Here is an 844-nt window from a genome sequence, read left to right as displayed (position 1 = left end):
ATGCGGACATTACCGTTGGCTCGCTTATCCGCGAGCTGGCTGAGATGGCCGCCGCCGAGAAAAATTCTGCGCGCTGCGTGCAGATAAGAGGGGCGAAACGCTGGCTCCGCGGGTTTGAGTCATCACCGGGCAACCGGGACGAGCTGAGATGGATTACTGCAGCGGGCCGCGGCTCAGCGCACTGAAGACATCACCCGCCTGTCCGGGTGACACCGGGCAGGCTTCTTTCATGTGCCCCGGCCCCTGAGCTGACCATGCTGTTCTGACCGTTGTACAACCCCTTCGTTAACCCGCTAATCATTCGCGCGCTGATACTCACCTAAATTACTGTTTAGTAACATCTAGCACTTTTTGCACAAAAAGATAAGCTGTACAGCAACACAATTGCTGTACAAGTTTGATTTGGTTGTATAACTTTACGGTCAGACAGAGCCGACTACATTTTAACCACCGAGAGGTTCACCATGCGTCAGAGCAATACGAGATTCCCGGATTCCGCCAGCGATATTGCGCACTACTTCAGCAAGGCATCGGCGCCGACCCAGCAGGAAACGCTGGGGCAGATTGTCGTTGAAATCCTGCGCGCAGGCAAGAACCTTAACCGTAAGGCCATCTGCACCAAGCTGCTGCGCCGCCTCGAAGTCGCATCCAGCCTGGAAGAAGAGCGCCATTACCAGACGCTTATTGGCATGCTCTTTGAGCGCTGAGTTACCCCGCCGTAATGAAGCGCCGACCGCAGCGTGCCTTCAGGACCGCCCGGAATGGCCGTCCTGCCATCCTGCCCGGAAGGCATGAACCGGAAGATGCGGGTATGAATAATAAAGATTTAACTCGTCTGGCCGAC

General features: G+C 55.7%; 1 protein-coding gene and 1 pseudogene. Both read left to right on the top strand.

All coding sequences use genetic code 11. From position 1 onward, the window contains the following. A pseudogene (locus tag IAE30_RS30235) lies at positions 1–185 on the top strand (hypothetical protein); the annotation flags it as partial. Between the two features lie 279 nt (positions 186–464). Then, complete coding sequence (gene ycgZ, locus IAE30_RS29855) at positions 465–707, top strand: regulatory protein YcgZ (protein WP_039337534.1); 243 nt, start codon at positions 465–467, stop codon at positions 705–707. Positions 708–844: the final 137 nt, after the last annotated feature.

Source organism: Pantoea sp. S61 (assembly GCF_016625145.1).
In the GTDB taxonomy this organism is placed as follows: Bacteria; Pseudomonadota; Gammaproteobacteria; order Enterobacterales; family Enterobacteriaceae; genus Pantoea; species Pantoea rwandensis_B.
This window is presented reverse-complemented; position numbering and strand designations above follow the sequence as displayed.

Coding starts and splice junctions, on each gene's coding strand:
- ycgZ (WP_039337534.1), top strand. CDS start 465: ATGCGTCAGAGCAATACGAGATTCCCGGATTCCGCCAGCGATATTGCG.